This is a genomic window from Aequorivita lipolytica (genome assembly GCF_007997135.1).
Taxonomy (GTDB): domain Bacteria; phylum Bacteroidota; class Bacteroidia; order Flavobacteriales; family Flavobacteriaceae; genus Aequorivita; species Aequorivita lipolytica.
Genome location: NZ_VORU01000018.1, coordinates 1 through 25483, shown reverse-complemented (window position 1 = coordinate 25483; position 25483 = coordinate 1). Strand labels below are relative to the sequence as shown.

Genomic DNA, 25483 nt, shown 5'->3' with positions numbered 1-25483 from the left:
TTACCTTTCCGAACAGAGAAGTTAAGCCCGTTTGCGCCGATGGTACTGCAATCCTGTGGGAGAGTAGGTCGCCGCCTTCCTTGAAGTCCCTTCACTTTTGTGAAGGGACTTTTTTTATGGAATAAAGCCAAATAAGCTTATAAAATAAGCAGAAGGAAACCGTAATCTTTTTCGGAAAGTCTCCATCGCTCTAACTTTAGTTCTCAAACCCAAAATTCCTTGCTTTTCTACAACGTAATATTAAGTCTTAAGGTCTCCATTTTAAAATTGCTTTTACATTCTGATATATCTTTCTTGTTTCATATAACAATATTTTATACCTTAACTCAATATAAATATGCTAACTATGAAAAAAACTACTTTAATTAAAAATTTAATCGCCCTTTTATTAGTGCTGACTATTGGTTCAATTTCAGCACAAGAACGAATTGCGGTAATACAAGACTCGCAAGTGAAATTGCTGGATGCCGCTAATGGTGATTTGGTAAATCCATCATTTATAACACTAGATTCCGGAACTCCAAAAGCGCTGATCCAAGTGGATGATGAAATCTGGATTACGTATCAACTAGGGGACAAAATAGAGCGTTACGATTTAGAAGGTAACATACTATCAACAATTGATACAGGCATGGACAATATTAGAGGTTTAGGCATTGTCAATGGAACTGAGGTTTGGGTATGCAATTCTGGAACCAATAATGGTGCGCCTGGAGATGCCATTATCCGTTTTGATTTTAATGGAAACAATTTAGGGTCATTCCCTATAACTCCCCAATCAGATTCGCCCTTCGATATTATTGATAGAGGAAATGGAGAGGTATATATATCATATAGCGGAAGCGATAATATTGAAAGAAGGGACTATAGCGGTACTTTTTTAGGAAATATAGTTGAGCCCGGAGTTGTTAGTTTTATCCAGCAAATTGAAATTGAAGAACCAGGCGTAATCTTAGCGGCGGTATTTAGCGTTATATCTGGCGGTAATCAAAATGGTTTGTATCGCTTTTCTGAAACAGACGGATCCATAATTGATTTTTGGAATCTTGGAAACTTAAGAGGTGTTGCAAAACTTGGAGACGGAGATATTTTGTGGTCTAGCGGAGCCGGAGTAAGTAAATTGAATCCAGTTACGGGAGTGAGTGTTTTAATTAGTGGTGGTTCGGCCCAATATTTTGGAAGACTAAATCTAGATGGCTGTACGACGCCAGCTACTCCTACAGGAAATGCCATGCAAAGTTTCGTACAGGGAGCCACACTGGCGGATATTGTTGTAGATCCAACGGATGTTACTTGGTTTGCTACAGAAGATGATGCAATAAACAACGAAAATGCACTTCCGCTAAATACCGTTTTGGTAGACGGAGAAACATATTATGCCGTAAATATTGTGGACGGTTGCTTGAGCAATCCTTTTGCGGTAACCGTGACGGTCACTTTAAGTGTTACTGAGTTTAACGATGCTAATTTCAGCTTTTATCCAAACCCTACTGCTGATATATTAACACTAAAATATACGGCAGTAATTTCTGAAATTTCAATCAGCAATTTACTAGGACAGAATATAAGTGAATTGCGTCCCAATTCTTCTGAAGTAGCATTAGACTTATCCTTTTTACCTAAAGGAATTTATTTAATAACTGTGAAAGCTGTTGAAAATAGCAGAACTATAAAAATTATTAAAGAATAAGCAATTAGGAAATACTATGAAAAAAGGCTGTCACTTATTGGCAGCCTCTTTTTTTATATTTCAAACATAAAATCATAAATACTAATACTACTTGTTACTATATTCAAAAGGACTAAACTTGGCGATGTTTTCTTGAAGGGTATATAACCTATAACTATAAAAAATAGGCCAGAAACACAGCAACAAGCACAGCGGTCATTTTAGGAAGATTAAATTTATGGTTTTTTGAACTTTCGAATAAAATGGTGGTAGAAACGTGAAGAAATATTCCAATTACCAAAGCAGAAATTTCTGTTTCGTACTGATGAACAATGCTATAGTTTAAAGAAATAAAACTGCCCAAGGGCGTCATTATTGCAAAAAAGAACAGAAAGAGAAGGGTGGTAATTCTTTTATATCCAGCTGTTATAAAAAAGAAGGATAAGATTATTGCTACGGGAATTTTATGAATTATAATGGCGAGCAGTAGATTATTATCTTCAGAAATGGGGAAACCTTCCATAAAGGCGTGAATGCTCAAGCTTACAAATAATATCCAAGGAAAATGTTTGGTTTCAGAATGTAAATGGACGTGGCCGTGTTCTGCACCCTTTGAAAAAAACTCCAGGAATATCTGTAGTAAAATACCGAGCATTATATAAACACCTATGCTTTTTGATGGCGTTTCGAATACGTGGGGCAACAATTCAAAAACAGTTATGGAGAGCAGAAAAGCACCGCTAAATGCTAAAAAAACTTCCATATTTCGCAATTCCCTTTTCTTTAGAAATAAGGCAACAACATAACCCACCACAACGGCCAAAAAAAGAAATAGATAACTCATCAATTAAAAATTAGGATTAATCGTTCGGAAGTATTTTCATCAAAATCATTTAAATGATAGTTTCCGAAAGCGTGTTTTAATTCAATTTTTGCTTCTTCAAAATATTCTTTGAAATCTTGTAAAACCAAGGCTTTAACCTTTTCCACATAATGATATTCAGTTCCCTCATCAGTAAACCTGATATTTTTAATTATATATCCGTCCTCAACGTATTTTTCTATATGAAAAACAATGTCGCCAACTTTCTTTTTTTCAGAAGGAACTAGGTTTTTAATGGCCAATTCAACATTTAAAAAGTCAATTACCCCAAAACCATTTGGCAGTAATTCTTCTTTTATAGATTTAATAGTACGTAAATTATCTACTTCATTTTCAAAATACCCAAAGCTTGTAAAAAGATTGAAAACCGCGTCAAACTGCTTTGGATAAGGCAAACACATATCGTGTACTTCAAAATGAAGACCTGGTTTTTCATATTGTTTTGCATATTGAATACTTTCTTCAGAAAGATCTACGCCTGTAACATTAAAACCTTGTTTGTACAAATATTTTGCGTGTCGCCCTTTTCCACAGGCAAGATCGAGAATAGTATCATTTTCATTAAGCTTTAAGAAATTGGTGAGAGTTTGCATAAATAACGCTGCTTCCCTATGGTTTCTATCTTTATAGAGAATATGGTAGTAGGGTGTGTTGAACCAGGAAGCGTACCAATTGTTTTTTTCTTTTTGCATACTTATCGTTTCGCGCTGCTAAAATACTGTATTTTTGTCGCGTTATTAAATGGAAATTTTTTAATTTCATCAAAATCGAGAATCAATTAAAGCAATCCCCGTCGAAATTTATCTTGAGTGATAGCAGGCAAATGGGGAATGGATAAAAAAACTACCCGCCTTCGCGGACAATAAATATGACAAAGAATTTTAAAATGGTTGCGAAAACCCTGTTTGGGATGGAGGAGTTGCTAGCTCAGGAACTTCGTCAATTGGGTGCGTCTTCTATTGAAATAGGCACACGAAACGTTTCTTTTGAAGGCGATACCGGATTCATGTATAAGGCGAATCTTTGCTGCCGAACTGCAATTAAAATCTTGAAACCTATTACCGCGTTCAATATTTTTACCGAAGAGGATTTGTACAAGAAAATTTACGAAATGCCTTGGGAAAACTATATGGATGTAAAGGGAACTTTGGCTGTAAACGCTACGGTTTTTTCTGAAGTTTTTACGCACTCACAATATATTTCCTTAAAAACGAAAGATGCTATTGTAGATAGATTTCGCGATAGGGAAGGTGTGCGGCCAGATGTAGATTTAGACCATCCCACACTTCGCATAAACGTTCATATTGATAGAAATATTTGCACTGTTTCATTAGACAGCTCGGGAGAATCCTTGCACAAACGTGGCTACAAGGTAGAAAGTACGCTTGCACCTATAAACGAAGTGCTTGCAGCAGGAATTATTATGCTCTCTGGCTGGCAAGGGCAATGTAACTTTCTAGACCCAATGTGTGGTGGTGGAACAATGCTAACAGAAGCTGCGATGATAGCCTGTAACATACCGCCAAACTTGAACCGCGAAGAATTCGGTTTTGAAACTTGGCCAGATTTTGATGTAGATCTCTATGAAAAGATTGAAGAAGCCGCACTTTCAAAAGTTCGTGATTTCCCACATAAAATTTTTGGCTTTGATACCGATTCAGTTGCGATAAAAAAGGCAAAGGAAAACATTAAGAGTGCTAATCTTCAAGATTTTATTGAGGTGAAGCAGCAGGATTTCTTCGAAAGTGAAAAGGAACACGAAAAACCCTTGTATATTGTTTTCAACCCTCCCTACGATGAACGTATTTCAGTGAATGATGTGGAGAGTTTTTACAGTTCTATCGGGAATACTTTAAAACGCGGCTATCCGGGCACACAGGCTTGGATGATTACTTCAAATATGGAAGCACTTAAATTTGTGGGGCTTCATCCTTCAAAAAAGATTAAACTTTTTAATGGAAAGCTGGAGTCTAAACTTGTGCGTTATGAAATGTACGAGGGGAGTAGGAAAGCTTCTAAACAGTAACTCTAATAAGTAATCAGTATTCAATAGCAGTTGGCAGTTTTTATATTCTTCGGGTTTAATTATCTTCTTTTGGCAAGGAAGCTTCAGATTTCTTAAAAATAGGTATCAAGTAAGAAATGGAATACCCATAGCCAACGCCAAACTCGCTATAATCGTAAGTTCTATTGAAACCCGGAATATATAGGTTGGCGAAATTCTCTGGTTCCGTTTCTGAAATTTTTCGTTTTAGCTGCACATTTAGGGATAGATAGAGATTATTAACTATTTCAGTTTTAATTCCTAAAATAAATTCTGCCCATTGTGCATTCAAACCGCTGTATTCCTGTGAATTATTGATAGTTTCAGTGGGAAATGCGGGATTGTCTGTATAGATTCTGTAACTCAGCAAATCCTGTTTAAACGTTGAAAAACCGTAGCGTAAACCAAGTGTAATTGTGTTTTCCATTCCCAACCAGTTTTCGTAGGCATTGTAGTCAAAGCCTATTTTTGCATAGCTGCCGCTGGTTTGAGATGAAATATAAGGTTCATTCCAGTCTTTCTTTTCATTACCCAATTCCACAGCTGCATAAAACTTTTTAGTCACTCTGAAATCGCCCATGATTTCAAATCCCGAGTATCCTTCTTCAATTAGAGTACGTAATGGTTTAGCTAAATCTACACCCACACGCAGTCCAAATTTTTCAATTTTTGGGATGGTATCGGTTGTAGGTTCATCATTTTTTTGCGCCACCATTAATTGTGTGCCGCAGAAAAGACTAATGCAGCAAAGTAATATGGGCGCTATTTTCGTCATTGACAGTATCTCTTTTTACAATAATTTCTTGGATCCAATTTTCATTACCTTCCGGCTCTAAATCGGCTTCCAGATTAAAATATTCAGTATTAAAACCACAGGCACGGTTCACGTAGCTATCTTTTCTTTGGTAAACAAACATCAGTTTATCTATATTATTAATAGTGTCTGTTCCATTTATGATGCTTCGTTTAAAAAGGTATTTTGTGGTATCTGAAGTTGTGCTGAGCGGTATGGCGATTTCGTTTGTATTTTCAAAGGAAATTACTTCAACGGAGTTTTCATAATCTGTTTTAACACTAAGTACGGTTACATTTTTCGCATTGGTAGGATTCGCAATATCATTAAAACCAATTATCAGTTTTGCAGTAGTCGCGGTATCGGGAGGACAGATATCGTCCTTAGTGCAGCCTTTGAAGGCAAAGACAATGAGTATGGCTACAATTATTTTTTTTATCATTTTTTGACTTTCGTTATTTCAGAAGAAATCAGCGTCTTTCCAAAAGTACAACATTTTCTACGTGATGCGTTTGTGGAAACATATCTACAGCCTGTACTTTTCGCACTTTATATTTTGAATCTAATAATGCCAAGTCACGTGCCTGGGTTGCACTATTGCAACTTACATATACAATCTTTTCAGCTTCCAAATTGAGAAGCTGTGCAACAACATCTGCGTGCATTCCGTCCCTTGGTGGGTCTGTGATTACAACATCTGGTTTTCCGTGTTTATTGATAAAATCTTCATTAAAAACCTTTTTCATATCGCCCACGTAGAATTCAACGTTTTCAATATTGTTTAATTTCGCATTTGCCTTTGCAGCTTCTATTGCATCTGGAACAGATTCAACGCCTACAACTTTCTTTGCGTTTTTAGCTACAAATTGCGCAATGGTTCCCGTTCCCGTGTAAAGATCGTAAACCAGTTCATTTCCGGTTAAGCTTGCAAAATCGCGGGTTATTTTATAAAGTTCAAATGCTTGTTCGCTGTTGGTTTGGTAAAAAGATTTTGCATTTATTTTAAACTTCAAACCCTCCATTTCTTCAAAAATATGATCTCTTCCGTGGAAAAGTTCAATTTCTTGATCGTATAAAGTATCATTTCCTTTGGAATTGATTACATATAAAAGTGAAGTAATCTGCGGAAATTGTTCAGCAACAGCATTTAAAAGCAGTTTTCTATTTTCTTCATCTTCGTGAAAAAACTGCAGCAAAACCATAATCTCACCCGTTGATGAAGTACGCAGCATCAGCGTGCGCAAAAAGCCTTCTTGATTTCTGGTGTTGAAAAACGACAGATTTAATTCTTCTGCTTTCGCTTTAACAAAATCGCGGATGGCATTACTCGGGTCGGCTTGCAGGTAACAAATATCGAGATCCAAAATCTTGTCCCACATTCCTGGGATGTGAAAACCCAAAGCATTTCGGTTTTCGATTATTTTTCCACTTTTAATCTGTTCTAAAGTCAGCCATTTGTTATCGCTAAAGGAAAACTCCATTTTATTGCGATAGAAATATTGCTTTTCCGAACCTAAAATAGGTTGGAACTCTGGCAATTCAACTTTGCCGATGCGTTGCAAATTCTGTTCTACTTCCTTTTGCTTATAAAACAATTGGTGCTCGTAGCCCATATTCTGCCACTTACAGCCGCCGCAGGTGCCAAAGTGAGGGCAAACAGGTTCCACTCTTTTTTCTGAATATTTAGAAACTGACACTGCGGAACCTTCGTAATAAGCTTTGCGCTTTTTATTTGTCTGCACGTTTACTACATCGCCCGGAACGGCATTGTCTATAAAAACCACCCGTCCATCCGGTGCTTTTGCTACGGCCTTTCCTTTAGCCCCAGCATCAATCACTTCAAGATTTTCAAAAATCACTCTATTGTTTTTTCTCGCCATAGCCGCAAAAATAGCACAAATGGAACTTTTAAAACCTTTTGAAGCTTCAAAAAATGTGGGATTTATTTAGTAATTTGCAACCCACGGAGGATTCCGCTCCATTAAGCAGGAATCAAAACTTTTTTACTTCAAAATTATTACAATCTTATGTCAGTTTTAGAGCAAACAGCTTCACAAAAAGCAATCGATTTAGAAAACAAATACGGAGCCCACAACTACCATCCGCTTCCGGTGGTTTTAAATAGGGGCGAAGGCGTTTATGTTTGGGATGTGGATGGCAAGAAATATTACGATTTTCTTTCAGCCTATTCCGCCGTAAACCAAGGGCATTGCCACCCAAAAATTGTGGAGGCAATGAACGAACAGGCCAAAACACTTACTTTAACCTCGCGTGCTTTTTATAATGATATGCTTGGGAAGTATGAAAAATTTGCGTGTGAATTTTTCAACTACGATAAAATGTTACCAATGAATACAGGGGCAGAAGCTGTGGAGACGGCTTTAAAAATCTGTAGAAAATGGGCTTACGAAAAGAAAGGAATAGATGAAAACGAAGCTGAAATTGTAGTTTGCGAAAACAACTTTCACGGAAGAACCACAACTATTATCTCCTTTAGTAACGATACTGTGGCGCGCAAGAATTTTGGGCCTTATACCAAAGGATTTATAAAAATTGAATACGATAATATTGAAGCGCTTGAAAAACATTTGGAAAGCAATAAAAATATTGCTGGATTCTTGGTAGAGCCTATTCAAGGGGAAGCTGGGGTTTATGTTCCTTCAGAAGGCTATTTAAAAAAGGCAAAGGCACTGTGTAAAAAACACAATGTCCTTTTTATGGCAGATGAAGTACAGACAGGAATTGCCCGTACCGGAAGGCTTTTGGCAACCTGTGGAGATTGCAGCTGTCCCGAAAAAAATTGCAGCGGCACACCAGATGTAAAAGCGGATATTTTAATACTCGGAAAAGCATTAAGCGGCGGAGCTTACCCAGTTTCGGCGGTATTGGCTAACGATGCTATTATGAGTGTTATTCAACCCGGAAATCACGGTTCTACTTTTGGTGGAAACCCTGTGGCGGCTGCTGTGGCAATTGCTGCATTAACTGTGGTGCGCGATGAAAAGCTTGCAGAAAATGCAGATAGACTTGGTGAAATTTTCCGCAGTGAATTAAATACATACATTAAAACAAGCAGCATTGCAAAACTTGTGCGCGGAAGAGGTTTGCTTAACGCAGTAGTTATCAATGACTCTGAAGACAGCGATACGGCGTGGAACATCTGTCTAAAACTTCGCGATAATGGATTGCTGGCAAAACCTACGCACGGAAATATAATTCGTTTTGCACCCCCGTTAGTAATGACCGAGGAGCAATTGATGGAATGTGTTTCTATTATTATTGAAACTTTAAAAACGTTTGAATAAAATAACTTTCAAAACATTTATATGAAAAAGCGGCTCAAGATTGAGCCGCTTTTCATTTGAATACACAATAGTTACATTCCGTATTCCTTCATTAGTTCTTCATTCATATTTAGTATGCCGTCCATTCCCAAGGTGGAGAAAAGGTAGGTAACGTATGCCAAATAAATTGCACTGAGAATAATCCCGATAATGGAAAGTATCTTTCCGGTCTTTACGTTTTGATATCCTGTGTATAGTTCTGGGTTAGCCATATAGACATTTGTTGCAGTGCCTGCCATGACAATGGCAACTATTCCGAAGATAATTCCCAGGCCATAGCAACAGCAGGTTACAATAGAGACTATTCCGAAAATAAGGATGAGAGTTGCGTTGGGTAGTTTTTGTTGTTCCATAAATTGATTGTTTGGTTGTGAAGTTAAATGTACCAAAAAAATCAAAACACACTTTGCGGAGACTACATAAAATGACTCATTTTCATAAAATAGCTCACTACCATCACAGTCGCCGTGAGTAAAATAAGTGTGATCTTTAGTTGGTAGTCGTATTTAAATTTCACAAAGAAATTAAAGACAACTACTGACAACAGTAGCAAAATAGCATAGATAGCGGGGTATATTTTAAAGGCCGCTTCAAACTGACCAGAAAAAAGAAGGGCTGTAGCACGTTGCATGCCACAGCCCAAACATTCTACACCGAAGATTTTCTTGTTCATACAAGGAATCATAAAATCTTCTGCGCCCTTTAAAAACATAAAGGTTATTTTTTATTAATTATGCACGATAGCTTTGTAGTCGATTGCAACATCATCGGCGGTCATTAGTTTTACCAAATAAACACCATCACTTAGATTACCAGTATAAAAACTGTATTTTGAATTATCACCTAAATTTTTCTCAGAAATTACAAGCTTGCCGTTCATATCGAAAACCGAAGCAGATTTAATAACATATCCTTCAGGGTTTCTTACTTCCAACTGTTGACTAGGATTGTTTTGGAAAAAAGTTACGTTCTCCAATACAATATTCTTAACGCTCAATTCTTCTTCAGGAATGTCGCGTTTTACATTCGGGTTGCGGAAAACTACGAAGAATCTGTTTTCGTATTTTCCTGCAGCTAAGTTTAAAGTTGCGCTATTGCCACCGCTAATTTGCTGATAAGTGTTTTCCTGACTGTCAAACAAATATGCTTTGGAATACGGTTTTTTCACCTCTTCGACTACTTTTAAATCAAGTTTTGTTTGATTTTTTATTTTAAAGGCAATTGGCACTTGCTTAGAAAGATCATACTTTATACCGTTGATAACATAAGGTTTACGATCGTTGTCGTTCCCAATAGGGAAGTAGGCATCTGTTTGTAAATCTTGGGCGCTTAGGCCGTCCAGCCCGCGGTCATAACCATCTGTGGCTTGGTCATAAAAAGCGATTACCATATCTCGGGTTACAGCTTCATCAAAAATTGACCAGATACGCATTATTGAGGTGCGATAGTCTGGTTCAGCCTCAGTAGAGGAGGGTAAATCTTTTTGAGATATATTTTCACCGTTATTGGCGTTAACCTCTGTTATTTCATTGTTGCTGCCGGGTCTTTGGAATATGGAGCCAGTAGTATCTTCTTTAAAAAATACCCGATGAGAGTTTTTTATTTTAACAGTACCCGCTGCATCTCCCACAAACATAATACCCTGCCCAATTGGTGCAAAGCGTTTATTTTGATCGTTGCCAGGAGTTCCGGGAGCTGGTGTTTGGCCTCCCCCAGAGGTATAATATGAAAATGGGCTGGAAACATATATGCCTAAATTGTCACCATCATAAGGATTATTGTCAGTATCTTGATCTCCAATCGTATAAACCCCATATCCAAAAGGTTTAGTTGCGTAATAGTGTGATGGAACTGTTCTATCCTCATCATAGTACCAAAATGTTCCTAATGCGGCGGTATTTTCAGAATCATAAAAAAGCTTATTAAGATCAAGTGCGGAAGGATAAGGGTTTCCAGTAAGAGTCATTAAACCTGGACCTACAGTAATGGTAAAAGTACCGCTGTTTGGTCTTCCTCTAAAGTCATAAATTTGTTCTCCTCCTGGATTAGAAAAACCAACTCCTTTCATAGTAAACCCAAAGCCAGGAGGGGCATTGTTACCACTATTCATTCTTTTATAATTGCTTTCTTTTTCTGTCCCTGGAGTTTCAAAAGTATATAGCCAGCGGGTTGAGATTATTAGAGGATTAGCAGTTCCATCTCGTCCCGTAGTAGTTTGCGCTATGCGCGATGCCGTAACGCTGGTACTTGGCAATGGCAAAGGCTCATAAACTTGACCAACGCCGAAATTTTGATTACCGGTAGTAAGGCTGGTGTTCCCTATTGGTGAACACCAGAGGTAGTACGCATAAGCATTTGTAACGGGAGTATTTTGTTGCACAGAAAGTTGGCCATCACCAGTATTATTAGATGTTGCTCCTTCTTGTATCAATTGCGCATTGTTGCGCAGGTAGATACTAGCTTCTGTATTTGCGGGACCACTAGTGTTTCTGGTCAAATTTATTTCGTTTTTAACAAAAAGAACTTGATCGTTCACATAAATAAAAGAATCTGCAGCGCCGGGACCAGTAACGGGCTTTACAGTCAACTGCGCAAAAGCGGCCGCGGTAGTTAGAAATAATGTTGAAAAGAGAAGTAGGTTTTTCATATTTTTGTGGTTTTAAAGACCTTAATGCGGGGCGGCAAAGCCTTTTTTTGACGGTTTAAATTTAAAGATAAAATTCAACATAGCGTGTTGATTGTTATAAAATACGTAAAATTTTCGCTGTTAGGAGATTAACACGATTAAATTTTAGCTTATTATGATTACACGAATTGAAAAATAGACTAATGTTTTTATGAAGATAGGCGATAAAGTTTCAGTATTAGATGATGCCATTTCGGGCGTGGTTACTGCCGTAAAGGGCAACGAGATAACTGTCATGACCACAGATGGTTTTGAGATGGATTTTGAAAAGGCAGAACTTATAGTGATAGATGGTTCACTTTCTAAAAGGGAGCTGGCGCAGATGGATGTGGCGTCAGTAATTTCAGAAAAACAAAACAAAAAACCCGGAAAGACCAAACGTATTAAGCCGAAGGAGCGCAGCCTGCCACCTATGGAGGTAGATCTGCACATTAACCAACTTATGCCAAAAACCCGCGGATTGAACAATTACGAAATGCTGAATATACAGCTGGACACTGCAAAACGGCAGTTGGATTTTGCCATTTCAAAACGAATACAAAAAGTGGTTTTTATACATGGTGTGGGCGAGGGGGTGCTTCGCACAGAACTGGAATACTTATTTAATCGTTATGACAACGTAAAATTCTACGATGCCGATTTTCAGAAATATGGGCGCGGCGCCACGGAGGTTTATATTTTTCAAAATTTGAAGTAGGGGATTATTGAATAGCGAATAGGAATTAAGGGATTAGCGAATTAGGGTTTCATTAATTGAGAAACAAATTCACTAACAATTAAAAAGCTGGCTTCTTTTTTTTGGGTATGGTCTCAACATTTTCAAGGGTTCCCATATTCAGTGTTTCTTGGGTTATTTCTTCTTCACCGCTAACCAATACCAAATTTTCCAGAACAATCTGTACGCTTTTTGTAATGGTATATTGGTGCGGGCGATATTCGTTTACCATATAATCAATAGCCACTGCTTGGTTTAAATAATCTGCGCCAACACTGGAGTCTGTTACATCGTTCCTTGGGTTTAGGTCTCTATCTTTATCTTCGTTGCGGGTAAGTACACCGTCGCCGTCGTCATCTGCATCCAGATAGTCAGGTTTACCGTCGTTATCAGTATCCAATGGGGCTGTAAGAGGATTATCATCTCCATCTGCATTGAGAATATCCAGTTCTAGTACAGTGGGCACATTGTCGCCGTCGTCATCCTCATCATAGATATTTGGTATTCCGTCTCCATCAGTATCGCCTTCCTCTTCAGATTCAAAAGGGACACCGTCATTATCGTCATAGAAAAAAATAGTGGTAAGGTTAGCAATGCCAGAAGCGGCAAAATAATCTACCGTAACCTTTGGCGAAGTAGGCGGAATGCTGCTGCAGAAATAATTTGCGCCCAAAGTACCATCATAAGTTCTATAATTTACAAAATTGGTAGTGCCGTTAATAATGTAAGGCTTGGTGCCTTCAGTTTTGTAAAGACTGTCCGTTACGCCTAGCCTCAGCGAAAGGCTTTCCAATGCTTCTGGGTTTACTTTGTAGAAAACATAACTACCAGAGCTACCGCAGCTTTCAAGCTTAGCCTCGTTAAAGTTGAATGTTGTAATAATAATATCACCATCATTGCAGCTTTGCAATAGGATGGGTAAACAGAAGATAAGGGCAATAAGTTTATTCATATATATAATTTTTTTGACCACGAATACACGAATGTTTTTTTCTCGGGTTTTTCTGAAGCGAGTAACGTACTTCAAGTAATTTGTCTCAGCGGTTTCCCGGAAAACAATAAGCTCTATAAATTTTGAATTTGCGGTAAATACACTGAAATACTTCAATGCAATAATTCGAGGTAAAATACCACTCAACAAAGTAAAGCATTTCTTTTTAACTGAAACGCGGACAAAACTGTTTTAATCCGTATTTTTGCCAATTGAAAAAGTGGAGCGGGATTCGCCCACGAGTTTAATGAAAATAGACTATTGAACTGTTTTCTAAGGAAAAAAAATTGCCCAAATGAAGAAAGTATATTTTGATAGCGCAGCCACCACCCAATTGCGCGATGATGTAATTAGCTGTATTACCGAAGTTTTAAAAACAGAATACGGAAATCCTTCATCTACACACTCTTACGGTAGATCATCAAAATCATTACTTGAGAATGCCAGAAAGGAAATTGCAAAGTTTTTAAACGTTTCAGCGAGCGAAATTATCTTTACTTCCGGCGGTACGGAGGCCGATAATTTAATTCTCTGCAGCGCTGTGCGCGATCTTGGCGTAAAGCGAATTATCTCTAGTCGTATTGAGCATCACGCAGTTTTACACACTTTGGAATGGCTTCAAAAAGAATACGGCATTCAGCTTGATTTTGTGAAACTTGACGACTGTGGCCACGTAGATTATGGGCATTTGGAAAGTCTGTTGGCAGATACTTCACAGAAAACTTTGGTGAGCCTAATGCACGTGAACAATGAAATAGGAAATGTGCTAGACTTAAAGAAAGTGGCGCTGCTTTGCAAAGAGCATAAAGCGCTTTTCCATAGCGATGCGGTACAATCCATTGGTCATTTTGAACTTGATTTTAAGGATATCCCGATTGATTTCGCTGCTGCTGCGGCGCACAAGTTTCACGGTCCGAAAGGTGCAGGTTTTGCATTTATAAGAAAGAACTCAGGATTGCGTTCGCTAATACACGGCGGTGAACAGGAACGCGGGTTGCGTGCGGGAACAGAAGCTGTGTATGCAATCGCTGGAATGGCGGAGGCGTTGAAAATTTCTTATCATAAATTGGAGAAGGAACGAGCTTATATTACGGATTTGAAAGATTATTTCAAAAAGCAACTTTCAGAAAATATTCCGGGCGTTAAATTCAACGGTAGTTGTGATGACAACGAAAGCAGCACCTACACGCTATTGAATGTTTGTTTGCCTATTTCCGCAGAAAAAGCGATGTTGCTTTTATTTCAGTTAGATTTAAAAGGAATAGCCTGCAGTAAAGGAAGCGCTTGCCAGAGTGGGAGCGAAGGCGGCTCGCATGTACTGAATGAAATTCTTTCCGATGAAGATTTACGCAAACCTTCCATTCGTTTTTCCTTTTCCAGTTTTAATAAAAAGGAAGAGGTGGATTATGTAGTGGGTGTTTTGACGGAGTTTATTGAGGAGTAAATAGTATGTAGTATTGAGTATTGAGTATTGAGTATTTAGAAATGTACTTGCTTGCTATACGTTGGGCAGTTTAAAAGTGGAAAAGAGATATATTTTGTGATAGTAGCATGATACTAGGGGTTTAGTAGGGAAAGACTAGCATAAACGTAGCACTCGAGTAGCATGAGAGGTAGGGAGACTATACACTAATACAGCACGAACCATATATGCTTGCGAGCTCAACAATGAACCCAACTTTGGAACCCTACATAGATGCAATTGAAAAGGGCATTGATATTGTCAAAAAAAACCTTCTACCTTCTGTTGATTTGTACTTCAACTGGAATTTTAATACGAATATCAATTTTCAGTTTAGCGAAAGTTGTTGATTATTCGGTTTGGTTTAAAAAGATAAATTCAAACTAGAAACCAAGAACAGTTTTAGAACTTTGCGGTAAGCCTCACATTGAAAACCCGTGGCGTTAAATAGTTTGGGATTGAATATTGAACTTTCGTGTACACGTCTCTCACAAACGTATTTGTAATAGAGTTCTGCACATCAAAAATATTGAATATTTCCGCGCCTACGCTAAACTCTTTAAAAGGCTTTAACCAGCCACTATCCCTAAATTTTGTATTGTCTACAATTACGTAGCTTACGCCGAGGTCGGCACGCTTATAATCGGGAAGCCTTACTTGATATTTGTACGGATCTGCATAGCTTGGTGAACCTCCCGGCAAACCAGTATTGTACGTTAAGTTAAGATACATTTTGAGCGAGGGAATTACTTTTACGTAATCCTGAAAAAGCACGCCAAACTTCAAGCGCTGGTCTGTGGGTCGGAAAATATAACCGCGATCTTCGATGTTCTCTTCAGTTTTTAAATAACCAAAGCTCAACCAGCTTTCCGTCCCGGGAACGAATTCACCTGCCAAACGCAGATCAAGTCCGTAAGCATAGGCTACGGCATTGTTTGTAGCGCGGTAACGGATTCGAACATTTTCCAAAGTATATGGGTTAACATCGGTTAAGTGTTTGTAATAAATTTCAGAATTCAATCTAAAAGCACGATCCCACATTTTAAAACTATAATCGTTTCCAAATACTATGTGAATGGACTTCTGCGCTTTTACACCCGGACGAACCGTACCGGATGAATCGCGTAATTCCCTATAAAAAGGAGGTTGGTGATAAACCCCGCCAGAAAGACGGAAGAGCATATCCATTTCCCAGTCGGGTTTTAAGGCAATCTGAGCTCTGGGACTAAAAACAGTTTGTGTGGTACTTGTAATATTTTTTCCGCTAACCGTCCAGTTGTGGGCGCGCACACCGGCATTCAGCCAGAGTTCGCTATTACCGAGGTTCGTTTTTCTACTCCATTGTGCATAACCGGAAATACGATCTATCTGGGCATCATTCTGTGCGCGAACATTGGTGTAGGGTTCAATGGGCGATGTATTTGGTTGGTAGGGCTGATCGTTAGGCGGAAAGATAGGCGGACGAATGGAAAAACCTGCCGAATCAATAATTTCATATTCCTGAACACGATCGCGAATATCCTCGCGCGTGTATTTAATGCCGTATTCTATATTATTTTCCTCAAGGGAAAGATTTCCTTTGTGCTCTACGTTCAGGATTAGTGCATCCAGATCATTTCGGGCATGGGTAAGTTGGCCGCCTATACCGCGTGTAAATTCTACGGTACCTAAATCTTCACTGCCAATTTCAGTATTTACTTCACCTAAACGATATTCTGCAAGAATGTCAAAATATTCCTGCTCGGTGGTTTGGTAAAGTGAAGCGATAAATTTTGCGGTATAATTGTCTGAAACAACCCAAGTAGATTTTAGAGCGCCAAAATATGTGTTATAACGGTCCTCCTCACGACCTTCATAAAACACAAGTAGGGCGATAGGATCTGCAATTGTCCCGAAATTTGTTTGCCTTGTTAAAGGTCTGTAGCTATATTCGTTTAAAGAGACATTACCCAAAAAGCTAAGTTCGAAATTGTTTGTGAATTTATAGGTCAAATAAGTTTGGGCATCGGCGAACTTGGGGCGGTAATTGGTTTCCGTCTCCTTTGCGTTAACTAGTAAACTGTTGTCGCGGTAGCGAATTCCCAAGATTCCCGAGAGACGTCCATTTTTTGAAATACCTTCCACAGAACCACTGGCGCCCAAAAGGCTTAAATCTACCGAAGCTCCAAAGTTTACGGGACGGCGATAGGTTATATCTAGAACTGATGAAAGTTTGTCGCCATATTTAGCCTGAAAACCTCCTGCGGAAAATTCTACATTGCTAGTAAGATCACTATTCACAAAGCTTAAACCTTCTTGCTGGCCGCTTCTAATTAGGAAAGGACGATATACTTCAATTTCATTTACATAAACTAAGTTTTCGTCATAGTTTCCGCCACGTACTGCGTATTGTGTACTTAATTCGTCATTACCATTAACTCCTGGGAGTGATTTCAAAAGATTCTCAACACCCGCATTTGCGCCCACCATTTTTCGGATTACTTCTGGTGAAATGGTAGTAACCCCTTCCACACGCTTATTTTCGCGACCCGAAATAACAACTTCGGGAATTTGTTCTACATCAACTCTTAGAACTGGGTTGAGTTCGTAATCCTCGTTCGGACTTAAGTTGAAACGCAATTTGGCATTCTTATGGCCAACGTGCGAAAAAGTAACGGTAACTTCTTGGTTTGATGGAATTTCGAGTAAATAATAACCGCCTAAATCTGAAATAGTTCCAATACCTTCATAAGTTACGTTCACTCCGGAAAGCGGATTATTGGATTCGTCTAAAACTACTCCTCGTATTGTTGCCTTTTGAGCAAATACAATAGTTGCAAAGAAAAAGAAAAGGAGTGTAAGCGGTAGTTTGATTGGTTTCAAAAGCAAGGGTTAGGGTTGTTTTCTGAAAAATTTTGCTTCAAATGTAGCACTATTTCCCACATTATCTATAACAATAACTTTCAAATTATTTTCTGTTTCCAGATTTACATTATCATTGAAATTATAACTTAGAACGTCTTTTTTGTAATCATATTCCATCAAAATGAATTTTCCGTTGATAGTGGCACGATATGAACTGATTCCACTAAGGTCATCGGTAATTTTCACTTTCAGAAAATTTTGATTGCTGATCCATTTTCCTTCAGAGAAATTAACCGATTTTATGGTCGGCGGATTGGTATCTGCAGCTACTGTGTAGCTCCCGAAAGTCCTTGTCTTTGCGGTAAGCTTGTCGCCACTGCGGGTTGTAGATGTATAATAGGGAAGGCCACGATAGTTTAATCGTCCTATATATAGTTTGTCTCTGTCTGCTTCATCATACGAGGAAATATCTGCTGTAATGGAAATATTACTGTGTATTGGGATTAAGTCTTCGTGAAATTTTAAAATATCGCCTTCGTCTTTAATATCCAAATACGTGTCTTCGTATAAACTATTGGCAGGAATGTAAATACTAAACTTGCCTTTGGTTATTGAGGTGGCGTGGTCTGCATAGATAAAGTCTTCGGTTTTTTCAACCTTTTTTGGTTCCAGTATATCAAGCTTTGCGCCTTCAATTGGGACAGAAATATACATTCGGTTACCTTTAAAATCATTGACCTCGATTGCATAAATAGATTGAAGACTGTCTTGAACGTTTACATATCCATTATCTTCCTCTTTCGTAATAATACTCAATGGATTGTTGGTTTCCCGAAAAAGCTTTTGAACCATACTTTTATTGGTTTCATAATAATTATAATCGGTATAGCGATTTAAATAGCGCGTTTCAGAAAAGGAAAATTTATTGAAAAGAACTTCAAATTTTTCGGTGCCATTAAATCTGGTTTCAATTCGGTAGGTTCCATTTTTATTGGAGGCGCCGTCCTGCTGGTCGTAAGTGGTTATTCCGAAGCCAATCTTTCCAAAGGCTTTAATATCCTCTGTTTTATAGTTGCCGTCTTTTTGCTTTATCAACCTAAGCTTCGTTCTGTTCTGCCCTTGGTTTACGTGCGCATCCTCACCAACGGGATACGCAAAAATTGCACTGACAATAGGAGTTTTTGAGTCGGGAATTTCAATTCCAAAAAGCAATGGGTTCATAGGCCGTTGCGAGGAGTCGCGAATTTCAAAATGCAAATGGGGTCCGCCGCTGCCTCCGGTATTTCCAGAATAAGCAATAAGATCTCCCTTTTTTACAGGCAAAAGTATTTTTTCAGGAAAAAGCTCGACCTCAAAAGTTTCCTTTGCGTATTGAGTGTCCTTTACATACTTTTCAATATCTCCGGCAAAGCTTCGCAGGTGTCCGTAAACAGTGGTGTATCCATTTGGGTGAAGAATGTAGAGTGCTTTCCCGTAACCATAGGGTTGCACGTTAATGCGGCTCACATAACCATCTGCGGGGGCATAAATGGGAAGGCCTTCGCGCTGCTCGGTCTTGATGTCTATCCCACTGTGGAAATGATTGGCACGCATTTCACCAAAATTGCCTGCGAGCACTAGATTTATATCCAACGGATTAGCAAAATAATCTGTGGGAATGTCGCTCTGTCCGTAAGCAAACCCACCTAATAGCAGGAGCATTGATAAAAAATTCTTCATAGTGCAAAAATAAGAATACGCTGTAACTTAAAGGGGAGAGAAGTTGATTTATTGTATCTATTTCTCAATAATACAAAAAATAATAGAAAACTGTTTGCTTATTAGGTATGGTATGCTAACTTTGTGAAAGAAGTATTGAACACAGAATTTAATGAGTACTCTTTCTGAAATAGTTGATTCTCTTGAAAATAGAATCGGCGAGCTGCTCAAAAGGCACGAAATTTTGAAAAATGCCAATGTGGAATTAGCGGAAGAACTCAATGTTTTACAATCGAAACAGCAACAGTTCGAAGATGAAATTGAAGCTTGGACCGAAAAATGCAACTCATTAAAACTGGCAAATTCAATGCTTGGCAGCGACCAGCATAAACGAGAAACTAAACTCAAGATAAACGCTCTAGTTCGGGAAATTGATCAATGTATCACTCAGCTTTCCGAATAAAAATATAACAATGGCCGAACCATTAAAAATAAAACTATCAATTGCAGACAGGGTTTACCCCTTGACTATAAATCCTTCACAGGAAGAAGGATTGCGGTTAGCTACAAAAAAGATAGAAGAAATGATTAAGAAGTTTGAGCAAAGTTACGCCGTACGTGACAAACAGGATGTTTTGGCAATGTGTGCCCTCCAGTTTGCCGCCCAGGTAGAGCAAAAACAAATTGATAAATCCAGCGATACGCAGGAAACAGAGGATAAGCTTAAGGCTTTGAACAGTTTGCTGCAGGAGCAGCTATCATAACGTTCTTTAAATTAAACAAGGTTACTGCCTACATTAATATTCATTTTTGGTAAACTCAACACGAATTCTTTAAAAAGGGTGAGTTGAAGTTGTAAAAGCGAGCCGTCTTTGAGCGGATACTTGACCAGCTTGTTAGCCCTAAACATTCATTTTAAGGAGTTTATTCAAAATAAATATATTGATGTAGGCTTTTTTTATACATATAACTCAACTAAAAAAATGGATATTATAACTATAGTAATTAGTGTGATCGTGGGTATTGCGATTGGCTTTTTTATTGCAAAAATACTGGAGCGCAACAACGCATCCCGACTTATATTAAGAGCAAAAAAGAGTGCATCATCAATATTAAAAGAGGCAAAGTCTGAAGCCGAAACGATAAAAAAGGATAAGATACTACAAGCCAAAGAAAAATTTCTTGAACTTAAGTCGGAGCATGAAAAAGTAATTTTGAACCGTGACAAAAAGATTTCAGAAGCAGAAAAAAGAGCAAGGGACAAGGAGTCACAAGTTTCTAATGAACTTGCAAAAACAAAGAAACTCAATTCTGAAATTGACGCTAAAAAAGCTGATTATGATGAGCGAATCTCTATTCTCGATAAAAAGCAAAGCGATGTAGATAAGCTTCACCGTAGCCAAATTGAGCAACTAGAGGTAATTAGCAGTCTTTCTGCTGACGAAGCTAAGTCACAATTGATGGAAAGCCTAAAGGATGAAGCAAAAGCACAGGCGATGGCTTACATTCAGCATTCTGTGGAAGAGTCAAAAATGACTGCCCAGCAAGAAGCAAAAAAGATTATTATTAATACTATTCAGCGTATCGGTACAGAGGAAGCTGTGGAAAACTGTGTTTCAGTTTTCAATCTTGAGAGTGATGATGTAAAAGGTAGAATCATTGGTCGCGAAGGAAGAAACATTCGCGCCATTGAGGCTGCAACTGGTGTTGAGATTATTGTAGACGATACACCGGAAGCTATTATTCTTTCCTGTTTTGATTCCGTAAGAAGAGAAATTGCACGTTTATCGCTTCACAAATTAGTGACCGATGGGCGTATTCACCCTGCACGTATAGAGGAAGTAGTTGAAAAGACTACCAAACAAATTGAAGAAGAAATCATTGAAGTTGGAAAACGAACCGTAATCGATTTAGGAATCCACGGTTTGCATCCTGAGCTTATAAAAGCGGTAGGACGTATGAAATATCGTTCATCATACGGGCAGAACTTGTTGCATCACTCTCGTGAGGTTGCAAGACTATGCGGCGTTATGGCAGCAGAACTTGGCCTGAATGCAAAACTTGCAAAACGCGCTGGTTTACTACACGATATTGGGAAGGTTCCAGAAATGGAAACCGAAATGCCACACGCACTCTTGGGAATGCAGTGGGCTGAAAAATATGGTGAAAAACCAGAAGTGTGCAACGCTATAGGTGCCCACCACGACGAGATTGAAATGACAAGTTTGCTTTCACCAATAGTTCAAGTTTGTGATGCTATTAGCGGTGCAAGACCTGGAGCAAGACGTCAAGTGTTGGACTCTTACATTCAGCGACTGAAAGATTTAGAGGATATTGCTTTCGGTTTTGGTGGTGTTAATAAAGCGTATGCAATTCAAGCTGGGCGCGAACTTCGGGTGATGGTTGAGAGCGACAAAGTAAGTGATGAAAAAGCAGCACAGCTTTCCTTTGAAATTTCACAGAAAATACAAACGGATATGACATATCCAGGGCAAGTAAAAGTTACCGTTATACGCGAAACGCGGGCGGTGAATATTGCGAAATAGGCCCCCTAACCCCCGAAGGGGGAATTTCCGCTACTATCAAAAAATGAAAAGCTCCGAAAGGAGCTTTTTGTATTATTGGTTTGAGTAAGAGTTCCCCCTTCGGGGGTTAGGGGGGCTATTCCCCTTTGGGGGCTAGGGGGCTTATTTAAAAACATCCTTAATTTTGCCAATCCCTTTTTTGACACCTTCCACGATGGGTGACTTTTCATCATAAATATCTTTATATCCCTTACTTGGCTCTTCAAAAAATTCGCCGGTAATAAAACGGTAATGTTCGTCGAGCGCAGCAATTTTTTTCATGTCATCCTTGTCCAGTTCAATGGAAGCTGCTTTGAAGTTTTCTTTAATATGCTCTCTGCTAGTGGATTTTGGAATTGCCGCATTTCCTCTTTGTGTTTGCCAGTTTATCAATATCTGTCCAGCAGAAGCATTATGCTTACGGGCAATATCTTTTATAGCTTGAATTTCTAGAAGATTAGGTTCGTCTTTTCCTTTCATATTTTCAGATCTATCGCCAGATCCCAAAGGCGAATAAGCAGTAACATGGATGTTTTCTGATTTACAATATTCCAAAAGATTATCTTGTTGCAGCAGGGGATGAAGCTCTATCTGGTTCATTTCAGGTTTTATTTTCGCTTTGGAAACAAGTTCCTTTAGCTTGATGTCGCTAAAATTGGAAACGCCAATATGCCTTGCGAGGCCATCATTCTTTGCTTGTTCCATCTGTTTCCACGTTTCTATAATGGGAGCTTCTTCCGGTGTTAAATAGTCACTGGGTTTTTTAGGGGAATCAACACCATTTCTGAATGCCACTGGCCAATGGATAAGATAGAGGTCCAAATAATCAAGCTTTAATTTTTTAAGTGATTCTTCCAAAGCTGGAATTACCTGCCCTTCGGCGTGGGAATCGTTCCACAATTTTGAAGTGATAAATACATCTTCACGGAAAATTTCGCCTTCGGCAAAAACTTCGGCTAGGGCTTCGCCAATACTATCTTCATTCCCGTAGGCTGTTGCAGTGTCTATATGGCGGTAGCCCGCTTTAAGCGCTTCTTTCACCGCTTTCTTTACATCGCCACCCGTGGCTTTCCACGTTCCCAGGCCTATTGCGTGCATTGTATCTCCGTTACTGAACTTTAATGTTTTCATATTCTTTTTGTTTGGTTAAACTTTTCTTTTCAAAATACGAAAGGGTGATTATAAATCGAAGGATTTGGGAAAGTTTAGGTTTTTTTTAACCTGAGAGAAAGTCGATGAGTCGGTGAGTTTATTATTTAGTTATCAAAGTTTTGTGGATATGAAAACCCGACACATCGATTTCTACACCTCTCAACTTATTTCCTGGGATGATAGCGATTGATAACCTCTGTTAGATGCTTGCGGTCTATATGCGTGTAGATTTCTGTGGTGGTAATACTTTCATGCCCTAACATTTGCTGTATTGCGCGAAGGTCTGCACCGTTTTCCAAAAGGTGGGTGGCGAAGGAATGCCGAAAGGTGTGTGGACTAATTGTTTTGCGAATACCAGCTTTTTCCGCCAAACGTTTTACGATGGTGAAAATCATGGCGCGCGTTAATTGTTTGCCGTGTTGGTTTAGGAAGAGCGTGTCCTTTGCAGCGGCATCAATTTCTTGGTGTACGCGAATTTCCTTCCTGTAAATAGTAATGTATTTTTCTGTAGTAGGACCAATGGGAACCAAACGCTGCTTGTCGCCTTTACCCGTTACTTTAATAAAACCTTCATCAAAGTAGAGATCGGAAATTTTTAGAGTTGTTAGTTCTGAAACCCTTAGGCCGCAACCGTAAAGCGTTTCAATGATTGCGCGGTTGCGCTCGCCTTGTTTGTTACCTAAATCTATGGCATTGATGAGGGCGTCAATTTCTTCAAGGGCTAGGGTATCTGGAAGTTTTCTACCTAATTTGGGGGCTTCTATTAATTCTAAAGGATTTGTTTTTCGGTAATCTTCAAAAATTAGATAGTTAAAAAAACCTTTCAAGCCAGAGATTATGCGACTCTGGGTACGCGGGTTTACCTTTTTTGCGATTTCATAAATAAACTGTTGTAGGGTTTCTTCAGAAATAGAAATGGGGGAAACTTCTATACTGTTAGTTTCTAGCCATTTTGATAATTTTTTTACATCTAGGGAATAGTTGACGATGGAATTTTCCGAAAGTCCACGTTCCAACCGAAGGTAGTTTTGATAATCCTTTAAAATCTGTTGCCACTTCATACCGCTATATTACCACTAAAAACAATAGTTAACAAAAAACTAAATGTAATTAAAAGCATAACATTAAGGGTATCTTTGCGTTTTAATTGAAACCTCAAAAAAAAATTATAACTATGAAAAAATTAATTGTAGCAGTTCTCACATTATTTATAGGAACAACGGCTTTTTCCCAAGAAATAGATTTTGGTATTAAGGCTGGGGCGAACTTTGCGAATATCACAGATGCTTCTGGGCTTTCCAATAAAACAGGCTTTCAAGCCGGTATTTTTGGAGGTGTGAAATTTAGTGATAAGGTGGGTATCCAGGCCGATTTGCTTTACTCGCAACAAGGTGGGGAATTTGATTTTGGAGACTTTGACCTTACTTACATTAACGTACCGGTAGTCTTGAAGTATTACATTGTACAAGGCTTGAATATACAGGCGGGACCACAATTTGGTTTTATAGTAGATGACAATATAGTTTTTGATTTAGGAGATGTTACAGCAGATGCAAAAGCAGAAAATTTTGACCTTTCAGGAGTTGTAGGTGCCGGTTATGATTTTCCATTTGGGATTCGTTTGGATGCACGTTATAATTTTGGGCTGACAGATGTTTCAAAAATAGATGGAGCTAATGGGAAGAACAGTGTATTCTCGCTTGCTCTTGGATATTCTTTCCTATAAAATTTTATTAATTCTTCAAAGAAAGCCGCCCATTAAGGCGGCTTTCTTGTTGAAAAATCATCAAATTTATTAATTTATCGATTTATTTAACTTTTTTTTATACTTTTAAGCCACTAATCTTTAAACTTTTAATTATGAAAAAATTATTACTTTTTACTGCAGTGGTATTATTTGCTTTTACAACTGCTCAATCTCAAGAATTACGAATCGGTTTTAAAGCGGGTGTAAACTTTGCATCAATAGGCGGAGATTTTACCGATGATTACGATGGACGAACAAGCTTTCACATAGGTGGTTTGGTGGAAATTCCTATTTCCGAAAAATTTGCTGTACAACCTGAACTTTTATATTCATCTCAAGGTGCCACATCAGAATATTCTGATAGCTTCGGCGGTGTTACATTTACTGTTGAAGAAAAGCTCAAATTGGATTATATAAATATTCCTATTATGGCTAAATATTATATAATTGATGGCTTAGCTGTAGAAGCAGGGCCACAATTTGGAATTTTAGTATCTGCCAAAGGTGAATATGAAGCATCAGGTGGAGGGGATTCTGAATCTGACGAAGAAGATTTAAAGGATGTGTACAATACATTGGATATTGGCTTCGGTTTAGGTGGATCCTACAGATTGAACAATGGAGTGTTTTTCAGCGCTCGTTATGTTATTGGTCTAAGCGATGTAACAAATGAAGACGACTTTGAAGGCGATTTTGGCCCATTTGATATTGAAGCTTTTAAACAACGTAATAGTGTAATACAGCTTTCAGCAGGATTTTCTTTTTAGAACCCTATTTAAACATTTTTACAAAAGCAGGACATCGTCCTGCTTTTTTTATTTTTCAAATGTTACGCATATCATAATTTGAATTACCTTCAATAGTGTAATTTTAAAACCTCACACTATGAAA

The 25483-nt window shown here is 38.4% G+C and carries 23 protein-coding genes, 1 rRNA gene and 1 other RNA gene; 12 read left to right on the top strand and 13 right to left on the bottom strand.

Translation table 11 applies throughout. The annotated features are described in order from the left end of the window. Both rrf and ESV24_RS14390 read left to right on the top strand, forming a co-directional pair. A 5S ribosomal RNA gene (gene rrf, locus ESV24_RS15695) occupies window positions 1-80 on the top strand; the annotation flags it as partial. A 266-nt stretch (window positions 81-346) separates the two neighbouring features. After that, the gene (locus ESV24_RS14390) at window positions 347-1690 is read left to right on the top strand and encodes a T9SS type A sorting domain-containing protein (protein WP_160110607.1); all 1344 of its coding nucleotides are present in this window, start codon (window positions 347-349) and stop codon (window positions 1688-1690) included. A gap of 154 nt (window positions 1691-1844) precedes the next feature. On the opposite strand, the gene ESV24_RS14385 is transcribed toward ESV24_RS14390, so the two are convergent. Beyond that, window positions 1845-2513 (bottom strand): ZIP family metal transporter, encoded by a 669-nt coding sequence (locus tag ESV24_RS14385; protein WP_111816086.1) that lies wholly within the window; start codon window positions 2511-2513, stop codon window positions 1845-1847. Continuing rightward, the gene (locus ESV24_RS14380; protein WP_111816085.1) at window positions 2513-3244 is read right to left on the bottom strand and encodes a class I SAM-dependent methyltransferase; all 732 of its coding nucleotides are present in this window, start codon (window positions 3242-3244) and stop codon (window positions 2513-2515) included. Before ESV24_RS14380 ends, ESV24_RS14385 begins: the two co-directional genes overlap by 1 nt. Before the next feature lie 176 nt (window positions 3245-3420). Here ESV24_RS14380 and ESV24_RS14375 point away from each other — a divergent pair, with 176 nt between their 5' ends. Then, window positions 3421-4578 (top strand): THUMP domain-containing class I SAM-dependent RNA methyltransferase, encoded by a 1158-nt coding sequence (locus tag ESV24_RS14375; RefSeq protein WP_111816084.1) that lies wholly within the window; start codon window positions 3421-3423, stop codon window positions 4576-4578. A 55-nt stretch (window positions 4579-4633) separates the two neighbouring features. Here ESV24_RS14375 and ESV24_RS14370 read toward each other — a convergent pair whose 3' ends face one another. From ESV24_RS14370 to rlmD, 3 genes are read right to left on the bottom strand one after another with little or no spacing between them, the layout of a single operon-like run. Continuing rightward, on the bottom strand, window positions 4634-5371 hold the full coding sequence (locus ESV24_RS14370) for a DUF6048 family protein (protein WP_111816083.1): 738 nt from the start codon (window positions 5369-5371) through the stop codon (window positions 4634-4636). After that, a complete protein-coding gene (locus ESV24_RS14365; protein WP_111816082.1) occupies window positions 5334-5831 on the bottom strand; it encodes a DUF6452 family protein in 498 nt (165 codons plus the stop codon). The genes ESV24_RS14370 and ESV24_RS14365 overlap by 38 nt, the downstream gene beginning before the upstream one ends. A gap of 28 nt (window positions 5832-5859) precedes the next feature. Next, entirely contained in the window at window positions 5860-7269 is a 1410-nt protein-coding gene (gene rlmD / locus ESV24_RS14360) for a 23S rRNA (uracil(1939)-C(5))-methyltransferase RlmD (RefSeq protein WP_111816081.1), read from the bottom strand. A gap of 147 nt (window positions 7270-7416) precedes the next feature. Here rlmD and rocD point away from each other — a divergent pair, with 147 nt between their 5' ends. Then, on the top strand, window positions 7417-8694 hold the full coding sequence (rocD, locus tag ESV24_RS14355) for an ornithine--oxo-acid transaminase (protein ID WP_111816080.1): 1278 nt from the start codon (window positions 7417-7419) through the stop codon (window positions 8692-8694). Window positions 8695-8765: 71 nt separating this feature from the next. On the opposite strand, the gene ESV24_RS14350 is transcribed toward rocD, so the two are convergent. From ESV24_RS14350 to ESV24_RS14340, 3 genes are all read right to left on the bottom strand, one after another. Further along, window positions 8766-9086, bottom strand: coding sequence for a CCC motif membrane protein (locus ESV24_RS14350; RefSeq protein WP_111816079.1), 321 nt, complete (start codon window positions 9084-9086; stop codon window positions 8766-8768). Between the two features lie 62 nt (window positions 9087-9148). Next, window positions 9149-9445, bottom strand: a complete 297-nt coding sequence (locus ESV24_RS14345; protein WP_235004025.1) for a DUF2752 domain-containing protein — start codon at window positions 9443-9445, stop codon at window positions 9149-9151. Window positions 9446-9460: 15 nt separating this feature from the next. Continuing rightward, window positions 9461-11380, bottom strand: a complete 1920-nt coding sequence (locus ESV24_RS14340) for a T9SS type A sorting domain-containing protein (RefSeq protein ID WP_111816078.1) — start codon at window positions 11378-11380, stop codon at window positions 9461-9463. Between the two features lie 190 nt (window positions 11381-11570). Here ESV24_RS14340 and ESV24_RS14335 point away from each other — a divergent pair, with 190 nt between their 5' ends. Next, window positions 11571-12116 (top strand): Smr/MutS family protein, encoded by a 546-nt coding sequence (locus ESV24_RS14335; RefSeq protein ID WP_111816077.1) that lies wholly within the window; start codon window positions 11571-11573, stop codon window positions 12114-12116. Between the two features lie 79 nt (window positions 12117-12195). Here the strand turns inward: ESV24_RS14335 and ESV24_RS14330 are convergent, their stop codons facing one another. Continuing rightward, window positions 12196-13086, bottom strand: a complete 891-nt coding sequence (locus ESV24_RS14330) for a hypothetical protein (RefSeq protein WP_146743158.1) — start codon at window positions 13084-13086, stop codon at window positions 12196-12198. A gap of 334 nt (window positions 13087-13420) precedes the next feature. Between ESV24_RS14330 and ESV24_RS14325 the strand changes: the two genes are divergently transcribed. Further along, a complete protein-coding gene (locus ESV24_RS14325; protein ID WP_111816075.1) occupies window positions 13421-14569 on the top strand; it encodes a cysteine desulfurase family protein in 1149 nt (382 codons plus the stop codon). 420 nt (window positions 14570-14989) lie between these two features. Here the strand turns inward: ESV24_RS14325 and ESV24_RS14320 are convergent, their stop codons facing one another. Beyond that, window positions 14990-17449, bottom strand: coding sequence for a TonB-dependent receptor (locus ESV24_RS14320; protein ID WP_200829527.1), 2460 nt, complete (start codon window positions 17447-17449; stop codon window positions 14990-14992). Between the two features lie 9 nt (window positions 17450-17458). Next, the gene (locus ESV24_RS14315) at window positions 17459-19132 is read right to left on the bottom strand and encodes a M23 family metallopeptidase (protein ID WP_235004024.1); all 1674 of its coding nucleotides are present in this window, start codon (window positions 19130-19132) and stop codon (window positions 17459-17461) included. A 169-nt stretch (window positions 19133-19301) separates the two neighbouring features. On the opposite strand from ESV24_RS14315, the gene ESV24_RS14310 reads away from it, so the two are divergent. From ESV24_RS14310 to rny, 4 genes are all read left to right on the top strand, one after another. Next, window positions 19302-19592, top strand: a complete 291-nt coding sequence (locus ESV24_RS14310; protein WP_111816073.1) for a hypothetical protein — start codon at window positions 19302-19304, stop codon at window positions 19590-19592. Window positions 19593-19602: 10 nt separating this feature from the next. After that, window positions 19603-19893, top strand: a complete 291-nt coding sequence (locus tag ESV24_RS14305; RefSeq protein ID WP_111816072.1) for a cell division protein ZapA — start codon at window positions 19603-19605, stop codon at window positions 19891-19893. Window positions 19894-19946: 53 nt separating this feature from the next. Further along, window positions 19947-20055, top strand: a non-coding RNA gene (gene ssrS / locus ESV24_RS14300) — 6S RNA. 57 nt (window positions 20056-20112) lie between these two features. Continuing rightward, entirely contained in the window at window positions 20113-21675 is a 1563-nt protein-coding gene (rny, locus tag ESV24_RS14295; RefSeq protein ID WP_111816071.1) for a ribonuclease Y, read from the top strand. 141 nt (window positions 21676-21816) lie between these two features. Here the strand turns inward: rny and ESV24_RS14290 are convergent, their stop codons facing one another. After that, entirely contained in the window at window positions 21817-22824 is a 1008-nt protein-coding gene (locus tag ESV24_RS14290; protein ID WP_111816070.1) for an aldo/keto reductase, read from the bottom strand. Window positions 22825-23009: 185 nt separating this feature from the next. After that, a complete protein-coding gene (gene xerD, locus ESV24_RS14285; RefSeq protein WP_111816069.1) occupies window positions 23010-23906 on the bottom strand; it encodes a site-specific tyrosine recombinase XerD in 897 nt (298 codons plus the stop codon). Between the two features lie 113 nt (window positions 23907-24019). Between xerD and ESV24_RS14280 the strand changes: the two genes are divergently transcribed. Together ESV24_RS14280 and ESV24_RS14275 are read left to right on the top strand one after the other, a co-directional pair. After that, complete coding sequence (locus ESV24_RS14280; RefSeq protein WP_111816068.1) at window positions 24020-24571, top strand: porin family protein; 552 nt, start codon at window positions 24020-24022, stop codon at window positions 24569-24571. A 134-nt stretch (window positions 24572-24705) separates the two neighbouring features. Next, window positions 24706-25359 (top strand): porin family protein, encoded by a 654-nt coding sequence (locus ESV24_RS14275; RefSeq protein ID WP_111816067.1) that lies wholly within the window; start codon window positions 24706-24708, stop codon window positions 25357-25359. Window positions 25360-25483 lie beyond the last annotated feature (124 nt).